The 17,448-nt window shown below is 43.7% G+C and carries 14 protein-coding genes and 2 tRNA genes; 9 read left to right on the top strand and 7 right to left on the bottom strand.

The window, feature by feature from the left end:
* Positions 1 to 8: 8 nt before the first annotated feature.
* The 3 genes from acs to infA form a co-directional block, all read right to left on the bottom strand.
* Entirely contained in the window at positions 9 to 1,961 is a 1,953-nt protein-coding gene (gene acs / locus K1X66_02720) for an acetate--CoA ligase (GenBank protein MBX7157287.1), read from the bottom strand.
* Positions 1,962 to 2,034: 73 nt separating this feature from the next.
* Positions 2,035 to 3,051 (bottom strand): hypothetical protein, encoded by a 1,017-nt coding sequence (locus tag K1X66_02715; GenBank protein ID MBX7157286.1) that lies wholly within the window; start codon positions 3,049 to 3,051, stop codon positions 2,035 to 2,037.
* 7 nt (positions 3,052 to 3,058) lie between these two features.
* On the bottom strand, positions 3,059 to 3,349 hold the full coding sequence (gene infA / locus K1X66_02710; protein MBX7157285.1) for a translation initiation factor IF-1: 291 nt from the start codon (positions 3,347 to 3,349) through the stop codon (positions 3,059 to 3,061).
* Positions 3,350 to 3,468: 119 nt separating this feature from the next.
* Here infA and K1X66_02705 point away from each other — a divergent pair.
* Positions 3,469 to 3,540: transfer RNA gene (locus tag K1X66_02705), tRNA-Thr, on the top strand.
* A gap of 84 nt (positions 3,541 to 3,624) precedes the next feature.
* Here the strand turns inward: K1X66_02705 and K1X66_02700 are convergent.
* Both K1X66_02700 and aroF read right to left on the bottom strand, forming a co-directional pair.
* Positions 3,625 to 5,043 (bottom strand): sigma-54 dependent transcriptional regulator, encoded by a 1,419-nt coding sequence (locus tag K1X66_02700; GenBank protein MBX7157284.1) that lies wholly within the window; start codon positions 5,041 to 5,043, stop codon positions 3,625 to 3,627.
* Between the two features lie 27 nt (positions 5,044 to 5,070).
* Positions 5,071 to 6,090, bottom strand: coding sequence for a 3-deoxy-7-phosphoheptulonate synthase (gene aroF, locus K1X66_02695; protein MBX7157283.1), 1,020 nt, complete (start codon positions 6,088 to 6,090; stop codon positions 5,071 to 5,073).
* 138 nt (positions 6,091 to 6,228) lie between these two features.
* On the opposite strand from aroF, the gene K1X66_02690 reads away from it, so the two are divergent.
* From K1X66_02690 to K1X66_02660, 7 genes are all read left to right on the top strand, one after another.
* A complete protein-coding gene (locus K1X66_02690; GenBank protein ID MBX7157282.1) occupies positions 6,229 to 7,356 on the top strand; it encodes a hypothetical protein in 1,128 nt (375 codons plus the stop codon).
* 92 nt (positions 7,357 to 7,448) lie between these two features.
* On the top strand, positions 7,449 to 8,291 hold the full coding sequence (gene ispE, locus K1X66_02685) for a 4-(cytidine 5'-diphospho)-2-C-methyl-D-erythritol kinase (protein MBX7157281.1): 843 nt from the start codon (positions 7,449 to 7,451) through the stop codon (positions 8,289 to 8,291).
* 5 nt (positions 8,292 to 8,296) lie between these two features.
* Positions 8,297 to 8,367, top strand: a tRNA-Gln gene (locus K1X66_02680).
* Positions 8,368 to 8,445: 78 nt separating this feature from the next.
* On the top strand, positions 8,446 to 9,228 hold the full coding sequence (gene ccsA, locus K1X66_02675) for a cytochrome c biogenesis protein CcsA (GenBank protein ID MBX7157280.1): 783 nt from the start codon (positions 8,446 to 8,448) through the stop codon (positions 9,226 to 9,228).
* Between the two features lie 15 nt (positions 9,229 to 9,243).
* Positions 9,244 to 10,308: a glutamyl-tRNA reductase gene (gene hemA, locus K1X66_02670; protein MBX7157279.1), complete on the top strand. Its 1,065-nt coding sequence runs from the start codon at positions 9,244 to 9,246 to the stop codon at positions 10,306 to 10,308.
* Positions 10,309 to 10,316: 8 nt separating this feature from the next.
* Positions 10,317 to 11,252 (top strand): hydroxymethylbilane synthase, encoded by a 936-nt coding sequence (hemC, locus tag K1X66_02665; GenBank protein ID MBX7157278.1) that lies wholly within the window; start codon positions 10,317 to 10,319, stop codon positions 11,250 to 11,252.
* A 75-nt stretch (positions 11,253 to 11,327) separates the two neighbouring features.
* Complete coding sequence (locus tag K1X66_02660) at positions 11,328 to 12,272, top strand: sigma-70 family RNA polymerase sigma factor (GenBank protein ID MBX7157277.1); 945 nt, start codon at positions 11,328 to 11,330, stop codon at positions 12,270 to 12,272.
* On the opposite strand, the gene K1X66_02655 is transcribed toward K1X66_02660, so the two are convergent.
* Together K1X66_02655 and mnmA are read right to left on the bottom strand one after the other, a co-directional pair.
* Positions 12,259 to 12,588 (bottom strand): divalent-cation tolerance protein CutA, encoded by a 330-nt coding sequence (locus K1X66_02655; GenBank protein MBX7157276.1) that lies wholly within the window; start codon positions 12,586 to 12,588, stop codon positions 12,259 to 12,261. The genes K1X66_02660 and K1X66_02655 overlap by 14 nt on opposite strands.
* The gene (gene mnmA, locus K1X66_02650) at positions 12,585 to 13,709 is read right to left on the bottom strand and encodes a tRNA 2-thiouridine(34) synthase MnmA (GenBank protein MBX7157275.1); all 1,125 of its coding nucleotides are present in this window, start codon (positions 13,707 to 13,709) and stop codon (positions 12,585 to 12,587) included. Before mnmA ends, K1X66_02655 begins: the two co-directional genes overlap by 4 nt.
* A 119-nt stretch (positions 13,710 to 13,828) precedes the next feature.
* On the opposite strand from mnmA, the gene K1X66_02645 reads away from it, so the two are divergent.
* Positions 13,829 to 17,431 carry a 2-oxoacid:acceptor oxidoreductase family protein gene (locus K1X66_02645; protein ID MBX7157274.1) on the top strand — a complete coding sequence of 1,201 codons (3,603 nt, stop codon included), beginning with the start codon at positions 13,829 to 13,831 and terminating at the stop codon, positions 17,429 to 17,431.
* Positions 17,432 to 17,448 lie beyond the last annotated feature (17 nt).

Raw genomic sequence — 17,448 nt, 5'->3', positions numbered from 1 at the left:
CAATTTTATTAATCTTCAATCGCACGCAATTTGGAAATCACGCCAAAATCTTCCAACGTCGTCGTGTCACCCTTAATTTCATTGCCCGCTGCCACTTCCTTGAGCAATCGTCGCATAATTTTACCACTTCGCGTCTTAGGAAGTGCTTCCGTAAAATGCAAATCGTCCGGTTTTGCAATCGGTCCAATCTCCTTAGCAACATGGGCACGCAATTCTTCCTTCAACCCATTACCCGTCGACACGCCACTTTTCACTGTAACAAAAACTACAACCGCCTGGCCCTTCAACGCGTCATTGCGTCCAACAACCGCCGCTTCCGCAATCTTCGGATGACTTACCAAAGCGCTTTCAATTTCTGCCGTCCCTAAACGATGGCCAGAAACATTGAGCACGTCATCAATACGACCCACGATCCAGAAATAACCATCCTTATCGCGACGCGCACCATCTCCCGTGAAATAACACCCTTTCACCTCGCTCCAATACGTCTGACGATAACGCGCTTCATCGCCATAAATCGTGCGCAACATCCAAGGCCACGGTTTGCGAATCACCAATTTACCACCCGAATTAAAAGGAACCTCCTTACCCCGATCATCCACCACTGCAGCATCAATCCCAAAAAATGGTAAAGTCGCTGTGCCCGGTTTCAAAGGCGTAGCTCCTGGCAACGGCGTAATCATATGCGCTCCCGTCTCCGTCTGCCACCACGTGTCCACAATCGGACAACGTTTATATCCAATTTTATTATAATACCACATCCAAGCTTCAGGATTAATCGGCTCACCTACTGAACCCAACAACCTCAAACTCGATAAATCATGTTTCTTTGGCCATTCATCACCTGCTTTGATAAAGGAACGAATCGCTGTAGGCGCGGTATAAAAAATATTCACCTTATACTTATTAATAATCGACCAAAACCGATCTGGTTGCGGATAATTCGGCACACCTTCATACATCAAAGTCGTCGCACCATTCGATAACGCTCCATACACCGTATAAGTGTGGCCCGTAATCCAGCCCACATCCGCTGTGCACCAAAAAATATCATCCTCTCGAATATCAAAAACATACTTCGTTGTTAAATGAGCGCCCAACAAATACCCACCTGTCGTATGCAAAATGCCCTTGGGCTTACCCGTACTGCCACTGGTATAAAGAATAAAAAGCGGATGCTCACTGTCCAATTTTACCGGCTCACAAACATCCGAAACCTTTTCCACTTCTTCATGCCACCAATGGTCGCGTCCCACCGCCATGTGCGCTTCCATCTTGGTGCGACGCAAAACAATCACACTTTTCACCGACTGCGTCTGCTTTAATGCCTCATCCACCGCCGGCTTTAAAGCATGTGCCGACCCCCGACGAAATCCTCCATCCGAAGTAATAACCAGTTTTGCCTTACTATCATTAATACGATCGCGCAAAGCCGTAGCACTAAATCCACCAAACACCACGCTGTGGACCGCGCCAATTCGCGTGCAAGCCAACATCGCAATCGCCGCCTCAGGTACTTGCGGTAAATAAATAACTACTCGATCGCCCGTTTTAATACCATGTTTCTTCAATACATTCGCAAAACGACACACCTCGCGATGCAATTGTTGATAAGTCAAAGTCTGAGAATCGCCCGGTTCCCCCTCAAAAATAATCGCCGCTTTATTACGACGTCCACCTTCCAAATGTCGATCCAAACAGTTATAACTTACATTCAACTTGCCACCCACAAACCATTTCGCAAAAGGCTCTTTCCATTGGCAAACTTTATTCCACTTTTTAAACCAAGTTAAATTTTCCGTAGCAGCTTTTGCCCAAAATTTGTCAGGCGCTTGAATCGACTGACGATAAATCTTTTGATACTCCTTAAAACTACGAACCCGCGCCTGTTCCGCAAACGCCTTTGAGGGTTTAAATACACGCTTTTCCACCAGCTTTGATTCAATATTACCCGCTGCCATAGTTTTTTTCCCTTTTTCGAATTAGTGGCCCTTACTAATTCTCATCTCTTATTCCCGGCGAAGGACCCGCCGTTTAAGACTCCTTATTTCGTGGCACCAACTGTCGATAGCCATGAACCACTGACAAGATAAGCCAAGGTAAAATGATTAAAACACCAACGATAGTAAAACAAGCTACAATGAAAAAAAGTGTAACTAACGTAAAAAGCAAAGCCAAGCCAGGAATATTTCTCAAAGCCAACTGCGCGCTCAACTTAAAACATCGAAACACTTTTAAACTAATACGATCCGCCAATAAAAACTCAACAAACCAAAATAACGTCATCACCACCACAATGACAAACGCCAAAACAAATAAACCTACTAACACCCATCCCCACTCCTCAATGGGAGGAATTTTGCCTGACATCCAATCCTGAAATTTGAAAAAAAATGAAGAGACAAAAAAAGGAACCGAAAGCGCAATAATCCCCATAAAAATCAATCCCTTGAGCCATTGCGTTAACATCGCTGGCAACCAAATCTCAAACCCATTCAAAAAATCCTGCAAGTGCGGATCCCGCCTATCTACCATATTAAGCCAAAATTTATAAAAACCTACCAAAAGCGGCCCAGCTAAAATTAACTGCAACAAATAACTAATCCCCTGCATTCCCACTAACAAAACGGGAGAATCGCCCACAACAGGTCGCAACACAAAATGAGCTAAAGCTGGCAAAAAACCAATTGTTAAATTAATGACTATCCAAAAAATGAGCCCGCCATAACTCAACAAAATATTTTCACGAAAAAGCTGCCATCCCTCACGAAAGGCTAGGCCCACTTGAAGATGCGCCCCTTCTGCCACTTGAGGAGAGCCCTCCTTTAAGATAGGCGGTGAAATTTCTGTAACAACTTCGGAAGAACTAGATGTTGGAAAATAAGAAGCAAACTCCGAATGCAACTTCGCCGCTCGGAACTCATTCTCCCCTTCTTTTTTGATTTGAGTAAAGGCTGCAATACGATTCTCCTGAATCCATTCGATGACAATTCTCTCATCTTCCGCCCGATATTCTTTGCCATCGTTGCCTTTAATCCAGTAACTTCCCATGGCTGTCCTATCGTTTGCCTTGTCTTCTCTGAATCTTGCCCTGCTTCATGACTGTGGAAACAGCGCCACTCGCCGCGCTGCTTACCGTGGGATGACGATAAGTAATGCGCGCTTTGGTCAAATCGTAAGGACTGATTTCAACTGTCACTTTATCTCCTGACATAATCTTAATAAAATTTTTTCGCATGCGACCGGAAAGATGCGCCAACAACACGTTCCCATTTTCGAGTTGAACTCGAAACATCGTCGCAGGCAACACCTCCTTCACAATCGCGGTAACTTCTACTGCATCAGCCATCGCGCAAAGAATGCAGAAGTCCCGGCTTTTGACAATCCTGTTTTATGAAACCACTTAAAAAACTATCTGGCAAAAAACTTGAAACTCATCCCGCCCCGTTCCATATTCTTCCTTTCCCTGCCGGAGTAGCTCAGTGGTAGAGCAACGGTTTCGTAAACCGTGGGTCGGGAGTTCAATCCTCCTCTCCGGCTTTTCCTGATTATCATTTCTGTAATCGTCTTAAAAAATAGAATCCGCCTTTTAGCACATTTCATTAATAAGCCGCGCTAATCAGACTAAGCCCCTTGAATCAATCCTAAATCCACCAAACGTTTTCGCAAAGTAATGCGCGAAATACCTAATTGCTTGGCCGTTTGCAACTGGTTTTCACCGGTTTTTTGAAAAATGCGGCGAATCATCTCTCGCTCAATCCAACCCAAAATATCGGAGGGCGCTTGCTGCTGAGCTTCCGCAATCAATTCTTGAAAAAGTTGATCTTTCTCAGAATCTTGAGCTTTTCTCATAGTCGTTCGTTCGGATTTCAAAAACAATTCCGCTCCCAAAATTGTCTTGGGCAAATGATGCGGAAAGATGGTTTCCCCTGAAGATAACACCGCCGCCCGATGCAAACTATTTTCCAACTCCCGAATATTGCCCGGCCACGAATAATTTTCCAATAACTGCATCGCCTCTTCAGAAATCGAAGGCGGCATCATATTTTCGCGCGCGGCAATTTTCTTGAGAATCGCCAAACTGATTGCAGCAATATCTTTTTTCCTTTCCCGCAAAGGCGGCACCTCCAAACGCACCACATTCAACCGATAAAAAAGATCTTCGCGAAACCGTTTTTCTGCTACTTCCTTCTCCAAATTACGATTAGTCGCAGCGATCATGCGAACATTCACATGAATCGGCACATTGCTGCCAATGCGAGTAATTTCCCCATTCTGCAGCACCCGCAAAAGTTTAGCTTGGGTATTAGCAGAAAGATCACCTACTTCGTCCAAAAACAAAGTGCCTTCATCACAATATTCAAACTTACCCTGCCGCGTTTGTGTAGCTCCCGTAAAAGCCCCTTTTTCATGCCCAAACAACTCGCTCTCCAACAAAGTATCAGGAATCGCCGCACAATTCACAGCCATATAAGGCTGCCCTTTTCTCAAACTGTGACGATAGATTGCACGCGCAATTAACTCTTTGCCTACACCACTTTCACCCGTAATCAGCACCGTGGCATGGCTCGGAGCAATTTGTCCGATCAATTTAAAAATCGCCTGCATTTCCGGCGTCGCTCCAACCATATCCTCAGAAAAAAAAGACGTGCCAGTTTCTGCACCTGTTTTTAATGATTTAATATTGCGCACCGTATTGAGCGCGTCACGGATTAAAAAATTAGCCTGATCCCGATCCAATGGCGTATGCAAAATATCATAAGCGCCATACTTCATCACCTCCATGGTTAACTCAGGGCTGCGATCGGATGAAATAATAATGACAGGCAATTGAATACGAGCTTTACGCAACAACTGAAGTTGTTTCAATCCAGATAAAGAATCAGAGCCCAACTCTAATAAAACTAAATCTGGCCGCTGTCTTTCCAGCGTCGCTAAATTGGCCTGTGCCTGAATAATCCATTGCACCGCATCTTTTTGAAATAAAGAATCAAGCAACTGCTGAGTGTCTTCTGAGGCTTGTAACAATAACACGCGTTCCATGAAAGTGCGCGCAAAGGATGCAAAATTTTATTGTGGCCGTCCCACTGCCTGAATAAAAGGCTCCAACTCTTTTACTAATCGTTTGAAAGTATTAATATCAAGCTGTTGCTGACCGTCACTCCAAGCTTCCGCAGGATTAGGGTGAACCTCAATCAAAAGTCCATCAGTCCCAATGGCGATAGCTGCTTTACACATTTCAATCACTAAATCAGCACGACCACAGCCTTGACTCGGATCAACAATTACAGGTAAATGTGTTTCCTTTTTAGCAATAGCCACAGCGCTTAGGTCTAGAGTGTTTCGTGTAAAAGTTTCAAAAGTGCGAATCCCACGTTCACAAAGAAAAACATTGGGATTACCATTGGCCAAAATATATTCCGCTGCCAACATCCATTCTTCAATCCGCTCACTCAAACCGCGTTTCAACAAAATGGGTCGACCTGTTTTCGCTGCACGAATCAAAAGTTGAAAATTCTGAGCATTTCGCGCGCCGATCTGTAAAATATCGGCATACTCCGCCACTAATTCCGCATCACTTTCGGAAAGTAGTTCTGTAATAATAGCCAAACCTGTTTCTTTTTTTGCTTTGGCCAAAATTTTCAAACCTTCTTTACCCAATCCCTGGAATTCATAAGGCGACGTGCGTGGCTTAAAAGCCCCACCACGCAAAATCGTAGCGCCTGCTTCCTTCACCGCAATAGCCGTTTCAATTGTCTGCTTTTCACTTTCTACTGAACAGGGACCCGCCATGAGCGATAACTTTTTGCCAGCGCCAATCCACTGATCTTGAATTTTAATATGCGTGTCCTTGCGATCTCCCTCACGTGTCACTAACTTATAACGTTTTTGCACTCGCAATACGGATTCCACTTCGGGCCACGCCGTTAAAGTTTCCAAAGTGTGATGCGCCGTCTCATCGCCAATCGCAGCGATAATGGTTTGCAGCTCACCGATCACAGGATGCGCTTTATACCCCAGTTTTTCCACTTCAGCGATCACACGTCGCACAGCGTCTTTAGAAACATTTGGTTTTAATACAACAATCATAGCTACCTTTCTCTTAGCGAAAACATTGGGTCAAGCGCAAGCAATTCTCGACTTTTTCAATACTTTCCAATGTTGCTTGACAAAAATAAATATTTCCTTAAATGGATATAACTTAATTTTTAACCTAGGAGATAAATTATGAAAACATTTCGTTTTACTAAAGCTTTTGCTTTAACCCTTGCCATAGCGGCTGCTCACTTTAACAAAAGTTCGGCTGCTCTAAATGTCGTTACCAGTGCCGGCGCGGATGCTGCAGCTATCCAAGCCAGTTTTGATCAATTTACCAATACCGTTGCATTGGGAGGAACCAATAATGGCGCCGCTACTGGCACCTTCACTAACGGATTTCGTCGCATTAACTGGGATGGAGTCAATTTTACAGATCCTATTTCCGCCCCACTACCCCCTGATTTTTTTAATACCACAAGCGCTCGTGGTGCGGTACTCGGAAGCGCCAGCGCTCCTTTTATTGTAAGTATCTTAGGCAATGATCCAGGAGAAAAATTCTCCGTTATCAACAGTAATTATCTTAGCATTTTCCAAACCTTTTCACCCACACGATTATTCGCCCCTATAGGCAGCAATGCGTTTGATGTTACCTTCTTTTTACCGGGGACAACAACTCCTGCAGCGGTTAATGGTTTTGGAATCGTCTTCACAGATGTTGATCAAGCACAAAGTGCACACATTGAATGTTTTGATGCTTCGGGAGGTTCTTTAGGCATCTTCAATGCCACACCCGCTAACAACGGTCTTTCATTTCTCGGTGTTAGCACAACTGCTAACAAGGAAAAAATTGCCCGAGTTCGTGTAACTAGTGGCACTCGACCAATCGGCACGGGTATCGAAGATGACGCACAAAACGACTTAGTGGTCATGGACGACTTTGTTTATGGCGAACCACAAGCTATTGATTTATTACAAGGTTACACTTTTGAAAAAATCAAACCCAAGGCTAGCAAAACATTAAAGAGAAAGACAGGAAAGCCTTTCACTGTTAAGGGAAAAATCACTAGTACCTCTAGCAACGTATTAACCTCCGTTAAAATTGCATTAATCTCTAGCGGTTCTTCCAACAACACCCCTGCAGCTTTCACAGAGGTGACTAAATTCAAGCTTAACAAAAAGAACACTCGCGGCTTTTTCAAAGCGAAAAAAGTCGGTTCTGATTTGCCTGCTGGCCAAATCACTGTTTTAGTTCGAGGCGAAAGTGCAGATCAATTAACTGCAGTGACTTCTAACGTTTTTACTTTAGAACGTAAATAATACTTTCTCGAATCATTCACGAGATCAAGCGTCCCGCTTAGGCGGGACGCTTTTTTATTGCTCTGAACCCATTTTTCTAGAACAGTCTTCTCATGTCTAAGCTCGAGCTTTTTCCCCCTGCAAAAATCAATTTATTTTTATATTTACTGGGCAAACGTTCCGACGGCTTTCATGAAATTGACACGCTCATGATTTGCACCACCCTAAAAGATCGCCTTCTTATTGAAACAACTTCCACCAGTCACGACTTGGAATTTCTTTGTTCTGACCCGAATCTGCCTATCAATGCTGATAATTTGGTCGTAAAAGCTGCAAATTTATTTCGTGAACATACTGGTATTGCGGATAGCATAAAAATTGTTTTAGAAAAAAAAATCCCTAGTGGCGGTGGACTGGGTGGTGGTAGTAGCGATGCTGCTTATACCTTGAAAGGGCTTAATGAACTATTTCAAAGCCCACTTTCTCTAGAAAAACTCCTCGCTTTAGCCACCCAATTAGGAAGCGATGTTTCTTTCTTCCTAGGCGAACCGGTTGCGCGTTGCCAAGGACGCGGTGAGAAGCTTTCGCCTCTTTCTCATTTGGAAGACTTACCAAGACGCGCAGTTTTAATTAATCCCGGTTTTGGTGTCCCCACTGCATGGGCTTATCAAACTTATCACACCCACTCTGCAAAAAAAGGAGATGCGGAAGGAAAGTTTCCATGGGGCGAAATGCGCAACGATCTGGAACCCGCCGTTTTCTCCAAATATTTTCTTTTGCCAGAAATTAAAATCTGGCTCAAATCTCAACCTGGCATTTTTGCTGCCATGATGAGCGGCAGCGGCGCCACGATGTTTGGGTTACTAGAAAAAAATTGCGATTTTTTAAAACTCAAACTTGAATTTCAAAAGAAATTCGGCAATGCTGCTTTCATTACCGAAGTCAATCTCGGTTAAAACAGTGCCCGATGGTGTAATGGTAACACAGCGCCCTTTGGAGGCGTTATTCATGGTTCGAGTCCATGTCGGGCAACTCCTTGCGGAGGGTAACTTTTTTCAACCATTAGCTTTCAGCTTTTAGTTATTAGTTTTTTTCGCTAGATTAAATCCTATGTCAGATCGGTTTTGGCTTGCTTTAGCAACGTTAGGGTATGGGTTAGCTTTTATCGGAAGTTTTTACCGAGTGCCAAGTCGTCTTTTTAAGCCTACGCCTCTTTTATTCAGTTGTTTCGTAATGGCCATGGGGTTTCATACCACTTTTTTGATTCAACGGGGTCATGTCATTCAGCATTGCCCTGTTTCAACTTTATTTGAAATCCTGGTCTTTGTGGCTTGGTCTTTAGGTTTAGCTTATCTGATCGTTGGCCCTCTCTATCGAATGACCTTGCTAGGAGCTTTGACAGCACCTGCTATTTGCTTAATTTTACTATCAACTCAACTATTCATTCCTGATAAAGTGGCTCTCAGCTTTCCTAAAAATCCTGCCCTGGAACTGCACGCAGCCCTAAATATCTTAGCCTATGGCGCTTTAGGCTTAGCAGGATTAACAGGCGCCGTTTTCTTACTTCAAGAAAACTGGCTGAAACGCAAACAATTTACTGGCTGGCTTGCTCGTTGGCCTTCGCTTCATGAATTGGCACGCGTGCAACGCCATTTACTTGCCTACGGGTTAACATTATTAACTTTGGGAATCACGGCAGGATTATTTATTTGGGGAACACGCAACTGGCTCATCTTAATTTGGGCGGCCAGCGTTTGGGTTTTGTATCTGGGCTTGCTCGTCTTAAGTTCGCTACAACGCTTGAGCAACAAGAAAACGGCTCTGTTTTCCTTGCTGATTTATGTTATACTATTGTCAACATTTTGGAATACGAAACACATTCCCTATTCATAAAGTTTTTAAATAGCTATGGAAGAAATTATTTGTCTAGGTTTGAGTCATCGCGAAGCGCCCGTAGAAGTGCGTGAACGATTGGCTTTAAACGCTTCGCAACAGATTGAAATCAGCACCTGGCTAAAAAAACAAGAAGGCATTCAGGGTTGGGTGACTCTTTCTACTTGTAACCGCATCGAATTTTACAGTGTGATGACGACTCATTCCAATCCCTTTACTTATTTGCACGGTTTATTTGCTTTGCTTAACGAAAATTGCGAAAATGGATTAGATCAATTTTGGACTCGCAAAGGCGTTCGTGCTGTTCAACATCTATTCCGCGTCGCTTCGGGTTTGGAATCCATGGTCTTGGGCGAAACCGAAATCTTGGGTCAACTCAAACAAGCCTACGCCCAAGCGCATGATTTAAAGTTAGTCAACAAAACGTTGCACCGATTATTTCAAACTGCTTTTCAAACGGGAAAAAAAGTCCGCAATCAAACCGACATCACTCGCGGTAGCATTTCGGTGGGATCAACAGCCGTGGAACTTGCTGCACAGATTTTTGGCGATTTATCGCATCGCAAAGTCGTATTACTTGGCGCTGGAGAAACCAGCGAAAAAACTGCACGAGCCCTAGTTGCACGTGGGATTCAGGCTGTAATTGTAGCCAATCGCACTTTCGACCACGCCCAAGAACTTGCTACGGAACTAGGCGGTAAAGCGGTTCCTTTTGAAAATTGGGATCAAGAATTATTAGAAGCTGATATTGTGATCAGTTCCACATCCGCCCCTCATTACGTGATGACTGCTGAAAAATGTTTGCCTATTTTAGAAAAACGAAAAGCGCGCTCGCTATTTTTAATCGATCTCGCTGTCCCTCGCGACATCGACCCTATTCTCGCACAAAAAGATGACGTTTATCTTTATAATATTGATGATCTCCGTTCCATTGCCGATAAAAATCTCGCCGAACGTCAAGCTGCGATTCAACAAGGGGAAAAAATTATTCAAGAACAAGTAGAACATTTTATGAACTGGTGTCAACTGGCCTTTCCTTCTGATAGCCCTTCCTTACCTCAATTCTCTAAGGTTCCTTAAACTGCTTGATGAAACCTTTTATTATTGGGACACGAGGCAGCGCCTTGGCATTGGCTCAAACCACTTGGGTAAAAGATCAACTACAGAAAAACTTTCCCAGTCAAACTTTTGAACTTCGACTTATCAAAACTCAAGGTGATCAACTACAAAAACAAAATGAATCTGCAATCACTTCTTCGACTACGCCCTTAAGCAAAGGTTTATTCACGAAAGAATTGGAGAACGCACTACTCACAAAAGAAATTGATTTTGCTGTGCACAGTTTAAAAGATTTACCCACGGAGCTAACACCTGAACTTACCATTGCTGCCATTCCACAACGAGCGAGTGCTCACGATGTGCTAATCACCCGATATGAAACCCGATTTGAAGATTTGCCAAAGAATGCGCACTTAGCAACAGGTAGTCCTCGACGACAACAAGAATTGCTGCGATTGCGACCTGATTTACAATTTAGTGCAATTCGCGGCAACATCGACACGCGCCTTAAAAAATTGGAACAAAATTCCGATTGGCATGGCCTAGTTTTAGCCGCAGCAGGATTAGAAAGATTATCGCCGGAAACTTCGAACCTCAAAATCATTCCGCTCAGTTACGACATTTTACTACCCTCTCCAGGACAAGGAGCACTCGCTATACAAACTCGCACTCATGACTCCCAAAGCCAAGCCTTGGCACAATCCTTAGATGATCCCATCACACGCTGTTGCGTAGAAACTGAACGTCAATTTTTAGCAGGTTTTGGAGGAGGATGCCAGTTCCCATTAGGGGCTTATGGGTATTTAAAAGAAAATTTCGAAGAAAAAACTAAATTCATTCACTTAATAGTTAGGCTCTATTTAAACCGACCAACCGGTTTAAAATTTGAATACTATTTCCCCTTCGAAAATGCCTCTATTTTAAGTTATAAGTCAGCCTGTAAAGAAAAAGCATCGATATATTAGAAAAACTTACAAAAAATACCGGTTGGTCGGTTTTTTCTAGACAACTTCAGATTTCGTGTTATGATGCTAGATGAAATGAGCTTAATAACTACATCAAGCAGTGAACTTAGCACTCCACTCCAACAATATTTACGGGAGATCGGAGAAGTCGAGCTTTTAACCGCTGAAGAAGAAATCGAATTAGCGAAATTAATTCATAAAGGGTTAAAAGCTGAAAAACAGTTAAAACAAGCCGTAAAAATTAAAAGAGATAAGACGTTCATCATTCGGCTAAAAAAACAAATACGTTCGGGAGATGAAGCGCGCAAAAAAATGATTAGCGCCAACCTTCGCCTGGTCGTCAAAATCGCTCAGGAATATGCCCATTACGGAGTTCCGCTTTTGGACCTTATTTCTGAGGGCAACTTAGGCCTCATTAAAGCCATTGAACGGTTTGATCCCAAAAAAGGCGCTAAACTCAGCACTTATGGCGCATGGTGGATTAAACAAGCTGTGAGACGCGCCTTATCAGATCAAGGTAAAACCATCCGTTTGCCAGTTCATTTGTCTGATAAAATTGCTAAAATGCGTCGTATCACCGCTCAATTAAATGAAGAATTTGGACGCGAGCCTACCGACGAAGAGTTAGCCGAAGAAATGCACACCACAACAACAAAGGTTGCCAGGCTTCGAACCGCCGGCATGCAAACTGCTTCTCTCAACACAAAAATTGGCGAAGAAGGCATCTCGGAGCTAGGCGAAATCATCGGTGACGAAAATACGCGTAGGCCTGATGACTTAATTTCCAATCAAGAACTAACTAAGCAAATGCTGAAACTTATTCAAATGCTAGATCCTCGCGAACAAATCATCCTTCGCATGCGTTATGGACTCGATGGTAAAAAAGCCATGACCCTGGAAGAGGTGGGAGAAAAATTTAAAGTCACTCGCGAGCGCATTCGCCAACTCCAAAACATGAGCCTAAAGAAACTGGAGCTTGCCATGACAGAAAAAGTTTCCTTAACCGCTATGACCGCTTAGAAACTGTTTCTCTAATCCAGGAAACATAATCTTGATACCCTGCCAATATGGGCAGGGTAACGATAGCAGGACAATCATAAGGATGATTGGCAGCAATCCATTCTTCAACGGCTTTTACGTGCTCAACCGTTGTCTTAATCATCAACAAACCTTCCTGAGCATGTTCTATTTTTCCTTCCCACCAATAAGCACTTTCTAAAGCGGGCAAAAAACTAACACAGGCAGCTAATTTTTTTTCCAAAACTCCTTGCATCAGTCGATGCCCCACCTCCGCATTCGGCACCGTTGTCCAAACTTCGCAAATGGACTCGCTCATTTTCCTATCGTGGCAACAGCAGTTTCTTTTGCTAAAAGAGCAACTTCTCTTTCAATCCATCCTCCCCCCATGACTCGATCACCGAGATAACACACCGCCGCTTGCCCTGGAGTTATCGCTCGTTGCGGTTCCTTTAATTTTACCAAAGCCGCTTGATTGGCTTGAGGAAAAACTGTTGCAGAACAACTCGCATGCTGATGACGAACTTTTACTTCCACGTCAAAAGCATCTGGCACCGATCCTTTAAAATGCCACAGACAACGCCCAATCGTAAAAGAATCTCGTAATAAATCATTCGCACCACCCACAATCACACGATGCTGCTTGGCATCAATATCCACCACATAACGCGGACCTTGACTGCCCCCACCTAATCCTTTGCGCTGACCGATCGTATAAAACTCAATCCCCTCATGCTCCCCAAGATAGTTGCCCTGCAAGTCGTAAATTCCTCCCTTACGAAAATTTTCGGCCCCTACATGGCTCCGCAAAAAATCGGTATAATCATTCCCTGGAACAAAACAAATTTCCTGACTCTCTTCTTTGTCATACACCTTCAAACCCAATTTTTCAGCAATAGCACGAATTTCCGTTTTCGTTTTATCGCCAATCGGCATCAGCGATCGCGCTAACTGTTCCTGACGCAAACTAAAAAGAAAATAAGATTGATCCTTTCTTGCATCCACGCCCCGCTTCAAAATAAATTGCCCACTTTCCTCAACAATCTGCGCGTAATGACCCGTAGCAATATACTTCGCTCCCAAACGCGTTGCCTTTTCCATCAAATTGCCAAACTTCAACTTTTCATTGCACATCACACACGGATTGGGTGTTCGCCCCTGTTGATATTCGCTAGCAAAATAATCAATCACCGTCTTCTCAAATGCCTCCGCTTCATCTACCACATAATGCGGAATACCCAAAGCATGCGCCACTCCACGCGCATCGGCCACAGCTTGAGGCCCACAACATTTATCTTCAGCGCGCGACATACAATCCTGCGGCCAAACTTTCATCGTAACCCCAATGACGTCGTAACCCTGCGCCTTCAACAAATAAGCCGCAACACTGGAGTCTACACCTCCACTCATACCGACCACGACACGACGTTCTGAAATCATTTCATCAATTTTACACAAGAAAGCGCGTAGGGCAACCTCGAAGCCTTCAACCCATCAAATTACAAACTAAAAAGGCAAAAATCAGTTGCCACTCCTCTAAATTGCCATAAAGTCTGCTTATGGCCAAAAGCAGCTCTCTCGCTAAGGTCGACTCCCGCTTCCTTAAGGAAGAAGGTCTCGAAATTTTTTTGGGTAACGAACTCCTGGTAAAAGGTCTTCTGGAAACAGAAGGCGGCACGCATTTATGGACGGGTTACCCCGGATCACCCGTTGCCGGATTCTTTGACACGATTGAAGCGATTCAAGAAATTCCCAAACATTATGGGATTAAAGCCATTATGGCTCATAACGAAGCGCTTTCTGCAGCGATGGTTAACGGCTCCCAAATGTTAGGGTTGCGCGCAATTACCGTCATGAAAAGTGTAGGCGTACATGTTGCGTCGGATGCTTTAGCCTTAGGGAATCTTGGCGGTGCTCATCCCGAAGGAGGCGTAGTGGTTGTCATGGGCGATGATCCCTGGAGCGATTCTACCCAAGTTCCTGCCGATTCCCGTTTTCTTAGCAAACATCTTTTCATGCCCGTGCTAGAACCCAGCACACCCCAAGAAATGAAAGATTGGATTGATCTTGGATTCAAACTTTCGCGCGAGTCAGAACTTTACATTAGCTACCTTGTCACCACCAATTTAGCCGATGGAGGTGGAACAGTTCGAGTGAAAAAAAATCATTTCCCGCGAATCAATACAGACAATCAAGTTCATCTCGAAACCGCTCAAGTCGATTTTGAAAATAAAGTGCTTCTTCCACCACGCACCTGGCGCAAGGAGCAGGATCTGCCTTCGCGCTATGAACGTTTGTGGCAAAGCGCGGAAAAATATGGTGTAGATCAATGGTTCGTCCCTAACCCTCCATCCCCCACTACAAAGTTTCCTTTGGTTTTGGTTTCATCCGCGATGGCTTATACTTACTTGCAACATGCTTTAGCGGAATTGGGACTAGAAGATGAGTTGCCCATTCTCAAATTGGGAATTACTTATCCTATCAATCCCGAACATTTAGATAAATTGGCCACTCTAAGTGATCAAGTTGTCGTAGTTGAAGAACGTCGTGGTTTTATTGAAGAACAGCTAGCAAATCTTGCTAATCAGAAAGGGTTACCATTAAAAATTCATGGCAAAAAATTTCCTTTTCAACTGCCAGGCATGCCCGAGCATCGCGGTTTAAATCCCTCCCTGGTTTTGGAACAGTTAGCGCCTTTATTTCAAAAAATTAATCATCCTATCTTCGAGAAAAAACAACAGCAAATTGAAGTCGAATTAGCTTTGCTCGCCGAAAATGCCGCTTACGATGTCGATCTCACGCCACGCACACCGACTTTTTGTCCAGGCTGTCCTCATCGCGATTCAGCTTCGGTGCTGGTAGAAGTAAAACGTGATTTTTTAAACGCTGATTACATGCGTCAAAAACATCGCAAAAATCCGATCGACCTTGTTTTTCATGGTGACACCGGTTGTTACACCATGTTGATGTTCGAACCCACTAAGGATTTAATGCACAACTACAGTGGCATGGGGCTAGGAGGCGGTACAGGTTTGGGCATTGATCCTTTTATCAGCAATAAACAAGTTGTTTTCATGGGCGATTCCACTTTTTTCCATAGTGGCCAACTTGCCATCTCCAACTCTGTAAAAAATGGTCAAGATATCACCTACATTATTCTCGATAACAAAACCACGGCTATGACCGGACACCAAACCACGCCCGGTTTAGAAAAAGATATTTTGGGCAATGACACTTTTACACAAAGCATCGACAAAATCATTCAAGCCATCGCAGAACAAACTCACATCGAAATCATTCGTGTTAATCCTGAAGCACGAGACCAATACCGCACTCTCTTGGAAGAAACGATCCTGAAAGATGGAGTTAAAATTATCATTGCCGATAAAGAGTGTGGTATCACTTACCATCGTCGCAACAATCAAATGGAACGACGCGAAATTCGGCAAAAAGGTTATTTACGAACGAAACGATTTATTAATGTAACTGCCGACGTTTGTGAAAACTGTCTGGAATGTACAATGGCTACCGGCTGTCCGGGCTTAACCTTTACCGAAACTAATCTCGGTCGAAAAATTCAAACTGATCTCTCCTGGTGCGTAGCTGATACCGCTTGCACGAAAATTTATGCCTGCCCTTCTTTCGAGGAAATCACAATCATTCGTCACGAAAAACCTAGCCCTAAACTTGAAGCATTACATTTGGAAGATTTGCCTCTTCCCAAAATCCCTTCTTTCTCTCATTCCTGGCGTGCTTACCTTGCCGGAGTCGGAGGCATGGGCATTGCCACCAGCACGGCAACTTTGGTGCGGGCAGGTCATCGCGAAGGTTATCGCGTTATTTTTTGCGATAAAAACGGGTTAGCCATTCGAAACGGCGGTGTTTACGCCTACATCACTTATCTCAAAGAAGGAGAAAATCACACTTCTGCGCTAATTCCTTATGGCAAAGCCGATCTCATTTTAGGCATTGATCCCTTGGAGGCCGCACGTGGACTTGATCCTAAAATCAATCAACGCGTAGGATCCCCTCATCGCACTGGAGCTATTCTTAACACGCACAAAACTCCCACTATTTACACCCTGCTCGGCAAAGCCGATTTTTGTATTTCGACTATAGAACAAACCGTTCGACAATACACACATCCGGATCGCTATTTTTCTTTCAATATTTCTGAAATTTCAGAGAAATATTTTGGCACAAAACTTTACGCAAATATCATCATGATTGGCGCGGCCTTTCAACGCGGTGAACTTCCGCTCTCTTTGCCTAGTTTGGAATGGGCCATCAAAGAAACCATGGGCGCTGCGGGCACGGATAATTGGAAGGCATTTAATCTCGGGCGTTACGTTGTTTGTCATCAAGCCGAATTACAAGCGAAACCTGTCAAAACCTATCATGATGTCATTGCTGAAAAATCGGCTTTACTCCAAAAACAAGGTAAAAAAGGACAGCAACTCGCACGCACGCTATGGCGTTTAACGACTCAAGCTATCACGCCCTTACATCTGGATGAAGAAATATTGCGTCAATTTGCTTTGCGTATTTATGAGCTGCTTCTTTATGAAAATGCTGCTTATGCGGAACGTTATATCCAAACGGTGCATGCCGCCTATCAACAAGATACTGCCAAACACGATTACGCTGCCACGAAAGCCATAATTTGGAACGCATTTAAAGTCATGGCCATTAAAGATGAAATTTACGTCGCTTACTTACTCACTCGCGAAGAAAAATATCAACTCGATTACGAGCGTTATCATGTCGATCCTTCTCGCGGTGATCGCATTGTTTATAGCCATCTTAACCGACCTGAATTCGTCATCGCTGGTCAAAAAATAAAATTTAAACTGCGCAGCCGCGATTGGATGTTGCATTTGATGAAGCAAGCTAAATTTCTTCGCAAGCTATTGCCCGAATGGCATAAACAAGAAAAACAATTTCGCGATTGGTATTTACAGTTAGTAGAACGTTTCACTCAAGAGTCGGATGATAATTTCTACTCAACTTGGGTAGAAATACTGCGTCAACCCGAACAAGTTTCGGGTTATCGCGACGTACGCTACCCCAAAATGCAAGCCGCTCAAAAACGTGTCGAAACATTAATGAATCAAATTTCATCTCATCAAACCGTTTTGTCTCGCTCTATCAATCAAAGTTAGTTTAAAGTTCTCGCGTT

The organism is Verrucomicrobiia bacterium (genome assembly GCA_019694135.1).
Lineage (GTDB): Bacteria > Verrucomicrobiota > Verrucomicrobiia > JADLBR01 > JAIBCM01 > JAIBCM01.
The sequence above is the reverse complement of the archived record's forward strand: the minus strand, read 5'-3'. Positions and strand labels throughout refer to the sequence as shown.